4 protein-coding genes and 1 pseudogene are annotated in these 5,059 nt (G+C 46.0%); all 5 read right to left on the minus strand.

The genetic code is table 11. From position 1 onward, the window contains the following. On the minus strand, nt 1-490 hold a 490-nt coding region (locus A1D16_RS21125), incomplete at its 3' end, for an arginase family protein (protein WP_290713500.1). Nucleotides 491-502: 12 nt separating this feature from the next. Continuing rightward, entirely contained in the window at nt 503-1,729 is a 1,227-nt protein-coding gene (locus A1D16_RS21130; protein ID WP_290713503.1) for a cation:proton antiporter, read from the minus strand. A gap of 35 nt (nt 1,730-1,764) precedes the next feature. Then, nucleotides 1,765-3,009 (minus strand): imidazolonepropionase, encoded by a 1,245-nt coding sequence (hutI, locus tag A1D16_RS21135; RefSeq protein ID WP_290713506.1) that lies wholly within the window; start codon nt 3,007-3,009, stop codon nt 1,765-1,767. 1 nt (nt 3,010) lies between these two features. Further along, nucleotides 3,011-4,387, minus strand: coding sequence for a Mur ligase domain-containing protein (locus A1D16_RS21140; protein WP_290713509.1), 1,377 nt, complete (start codon nt 4,385-4,387; stop codon nt 3,011-3,013). After that, nucleotides 4,384-5,059: pseudogene (locus A1D16_RS21145) on the minus strand (urocanate hydratase); the annotation flags it as partial. The gene A1D16_RS21140 and the pseudogene A1D16_RS21145, both read right to left, overlap by 4 nt.

Here is a 5,059-nt window from a genome sequence, read left to right on the forward strand (position 1 = left end):
CCTTAATAAGCGGATAGGCATTGTTATGGCCACCGCCTATAGCAATGGGAATTTTACCTGCTGCAGTGATCTGCTTGGCCAATTGCTCTACTTCTGTATCTATTTGGGTAACCGCATGCCGATAGGCATCAATTTTTTCCTCTTCCGAACGGGCATGGTTTTCGATCAGGTATTGCAGATCGCCAAAATCAAAATGCCCTAACAACAGTATTTCTTCCCCCGTAAGGAAATCATTGCTCTGCATATTCAGAAAGCTGCTTAAAAAGGGCAGCCAGGCAGAATCGGCTCCTCCTTTTCCATAATTTGCTTTCACTCCAATATCTTCCGGAATCCCAAACAGTACATAACTGGCACTGGATTTATCCAATTTTTCAGTAAACTGATCAGGTCCTGTAAGTACCTGCAACCGCTCGCCCAGTTTCGTTTCGAAACGTCGTAAACGGGTAAGGTAGAGCAGATCTTCCTTGTTGTAAAATTTAAAATGATTCATATGGCTGCATTGTTAAAAAATATCAGATCGTTCTGAAAAAGCGGGTTCTTCTATTATCTCAGACGGTTTCTTTTTATAAAACAGCATACCAAGTGTCATGATAGCACCGGTTACCAGTATTATGAAAAACAGAATGCCCTCGTCAAAATTACTGAGCCGTAAACTTTCCGGGATCTTATAAAACAATACAATGGTGATAAGCCCTCTTGGAATAAAGAAAACCTCCGGAAATACATTGGTTTTGAGAAAAAAACGGAAATACAGGAAACGGACAATAAATAATGCCAACACAATTATACCACCAACTCGCATTACCTCATTGTCGAGTATGGTTTGTACATTGATCGAAAAACCAAAAAGTACAAAGAAAAAAGTTCGGATAAGGAAAGATGATTCAGCGGTAATGGAATGCAGTAACTGGTTCAGGCTGTTAACCTGTTCCTGCGGAAAATGCCGCTGAATCCAGGGCACAGTTCTTAATAAATGCCAGTTGTTAATCATCAAACCAAAAGCCAGGATTATTATTAGTGAAGGAAGGTGTAACATTTTTCCACCGGCATAGATCAATACCAACAAAGAAAATATGAGGAAAAATTTTATAGAAAGTTTGGTGCGGGTCATTATAAAAAGCAACAACAGGGAAACAAGGCCCGATAATACGATACTCAGGAGCAGGTTCCCCGAAAAAATGCCTACTGATTTTATGGAAAAAATTTCAGGAGCGCTGAAATAATTAAACAACATAATACCCAGGATATCAGAAAAAGAGGCCTCGTATACCAGAAAATCCTTTTTCTCTTCTGAGAGCGCATGTAAACTGGGCAAAACAATTGAACTGCTGATAATTGAAAGGGGAATAGCATACACGATACAATTCAGCAAGGGTTGTTCGAGGTACACATAAAGGATATAAGAAATAAGCGAAGTGGATAACAATAATATGATCAGGGCCGATAAAAAAGAGTCTCTGATCAACTTAATGCGAGACTTTTTTAATTCCAGGTCGAGCCCCGCCTCCAAAACAATCATAATAAGTCCGACCACTCCCAATGACTCCACTACCAGCAGGGGAACGGTTAATTCGTACTGGTAAACTGCTGCAATCAATTTAATTCCCATTCCGGCCAATAAGAGCAATAACACGGAAGGCACGCGGATATAACGGCTTCCTATTGAAAAAAGATAAGAAAGCACTACCGTACAACAGAGAATAATCAACAGCAGTTCCGATTCAATCATTTCCATCCTGTAATATACAGAACTACAGGTGCTCCTCAAGCAGATTTTACCAGGCTGCCTTTAAGGTACACCTGGTGAAGGCAAGATGCTCCAAATGAATAAGGAATATAGGCCAATGAGGACAAGGGTTTGGTTAAGAGTAAATTTGCCCATTTACCCGGATGAATAGTTCCGGTCTCCTTTTCTAACTGCATAGCAAAAGCCCCATTAATCGTAGCAGCCTGCAAGGCTTCTTCGGGCAGCATCCGTAACTGGATGCAGGCCATAGAAACAACGCCTTCCATATTAAAGGAGGGAGACGAACCGGGGTTAAAATCAGACGCCAGGGCCAGGGCGGCACCTGCTTCCAGCAGGAGGCGGGCGGGCGGTGGAGGCATTCGAAGGAAATAGGCTGCCGTTGGAAGCAGTGTGCCGATTACATTCGACGCTGCCAGTGCTGCAATTGTTTCCGGCGCCATAGACTCCAGGTGATCTACGGATATTGCATCCAGCTTAATGCCTGCTTCCACACCGCCAGAAACAGTTAATTGGTTGGCATGAATTTTTGGCCGCAGACCAATGGTTTTGCCGGCCTCACAAATCCGGATGGTTTCATCGGGAGTAAAAAATCCTTCTTCACAAAACACATCAATGAAATCAGCCAGTCCTTCTTGTTCAATAACAGGTAAGATATCATCAATGAGCAGGCGAATATACCCTTCTCTGTTTTCTTTAAATTCTGGTGGAATGGCATGAGCCCCCAAAAAGCTGGCTTTGATGGGTATTCTGCTACTGTATTTCAACTGTTTGATAACACGCAGCATTTTCAATTCTGCCGCCACACTTAAGCCATACCCGCTTTTTATTTCGATGGCGCCTGTACCAGCAGCCGCAACTTTTTCCAGTTTGGCCATCGATTCCCGAAATAGTTGTTCTTCCGGCAGTGCAGCAAGCTTACGGGCAGATGATAGTATGCCCCCTCCTTTCGCTGCTATCTCTGCATAGGTTTTTCCCCTGATCTTATCTACAAACTCTTCTTCTCTGCTGGCAGCAAAAACGAGGTGGGTATGAGAATCGCAAAAAGAGGGCAGGATAAATCGTCCGGTGCAATCGATCACCTGATCCGCTTCGGGCAGAAGAACCGTTTCATCTTCGCTTCCAAAACTGTGAATCCTCTCTCCTTCCACTAATAACCAGGCATTCGATAACTGGTTCAATTCAGCCAGTTGGGTTCCTCTCAAAGCAGCGGGCGGATGCCCCACCCCCACCAAGGATTTTATACGACGGAATAATAAACGCATATCAAAGTTTTTCCCATACTTCCCGGGCAAAATGCTCCAGGCTGGGGTCGCGGGCCCCCATCAGCAGTAATACGGTATTTTCGGTGAGGTGTGGCCGCACCTGTTCGAGGAATTCAGCACGGTTCTCCACAAAAAAAGCAGATTTACCGTTTTGCCTGATATCTTCCACCAGGTCATTGGCTGATATGTCTTTGGTGGCCGTTCCCCCCGCATAAAAAATTTCACTCATCCATATTTCGTCCTGCGGACGCAGGGCAGCTGAAATTTCCGCTACAAAATCTGCCCGCAGAAAACGTGTTGGTCCATAGCCATGTGGTTGAAACCATGCAATTACTTTAGGCGCAATTGGCTGGCATGCCCGGATACTGGCGGCACATTTTGCCGGGTTATGCGCATAATCATCCATCATCCAAACACCGTTTTTCTGTCCCAACACCTGGTTCCTCCGATAGATTCCTTCGTATTGGGCCAATGCTTCTGCCGCTTTGGATAAATCCACCCCTACCTGTGCCGCCACCGCCGCAGCTCCCAGTGCATTTTCCATATTATGCCTTCCAACCAGTTGAAGGTTGAAGGGGCTGTTATTGATGGTAAAGGAGATGGATAAACCTTCCTGTTTAAAGTCCCTGGCCATATACCCGGCAGGCCTGGTTTCTTCCCAGCTGAAATCCAGACTGAGATCTTCTGATAAAGTAGCGGCAAGCGCATGTGATTGATTCACCACAAACAGTTCACTGTTCTTTTTGAAGGTGGAGAATATATCCATCAGGGCTTCTACTTCCTTATGGTCTTTATCAATATTGAGCAAGAGACCAATGGCGGGATGATATTGAACGATCGAACCATCGCTTTCATCGGCTTCTATCACCAACCATTCTCCATTACCCACTTTTGCATTGCCTATTTTACCTTCCCGTATAATACTAACCAGTCCGGCTCCGCTGATAATACTGGGTTCCAACCCGGCATATTGCAGTATATCAAATAACATGGCGCTGGTTGTGGATTTTCCAGACGTGCCGCCTACAGCAATTGTTTTTTTACTCTTGGCAATAAGGGCCAGCAGTTCACTTCGGCGTATGATAGGAATGTCAAGAGACCTGGCTTTACTAACTTCCGGAACAGTATCTTCCACCGCGGTGGACACCACCACCAGGTCGGTTGTTGGAAGAATTCCTGAACCATCCTGTTCGAAACAAAGAATACCGGCTGCTTCGAGTTTTTGGCGGGTATCGTTTAGTTCATGGGGTTTAAAATAACGGTCTGAGCCTGCTACGTCTTTACCAATGCCTTTCAGGTACTGAGCGATCGCACTCATACCGGTACCGGCAATGCCTATAAAAAATACCCGGTCAAAATCGTTGATAGTCTGAATCATGTCGAGGATTTGGAGGCCGTGAAGATAGCAAGCTTTTCTTTGAGGTCGAGCCGATGTTGCCGCGCCACATCCCGGGCAATATCATATCCTGCATCTGCATGCCGGATAACGCCGATACCGGGGTCGTTCCGCAAAACCCTGGCCAGCCTTTTATCGGCCGCGGCTGTACCGTCTGCAACGATTACCATACCGGCATGAATACTATAGCCCATTCCAACCCCGCCACCATGGTGCAGGCTTACCCAGGAAGCGCCACCGGCAGTATTTAACAAGGCATTTAACAAGGGCCAGTCAGCTACTGCATCTGAACCATCCAGCATTGCTTCGGTTTCGCGGTTTGGACTTGCCACCGACCCGGTGTCGAGGTGATCCCGGCCAATAACAATCGGCGCTTTTACCTGTCCTGTACGCACCAGTTCATTAAAAGCAAGTCCGGCTTTTTCTCGCTCTCCCTGTCCCAGCCAGCATATACGGGCGGGTAATCCCTGGAAAGCAATTTTTTCTTTTGCCAGTTTTAACCAGCGTTGCAGGGAGGCGTTTTCGGGAAAAAGTGATGCAATGACCTGGTCTGTTAAGGCAATATCAGCCGGATCACCACTTAGGGCCACCCACCGAAACGGCCCTTTTCCTTCGCAGAAAAGCGGCCGTATATAGGCCGGTACAAATCCGGGA

Origin of the sequence: Flavihumibacter sp. CACIAM 22H1, from assembly GCF_001601815.1 — a bacterium.
Classification (GTDB): Bacteria; Bacteroidota; Bacteroidia; order Chitinophagales; family Chitinophagaceae; genus Flavihumibacter.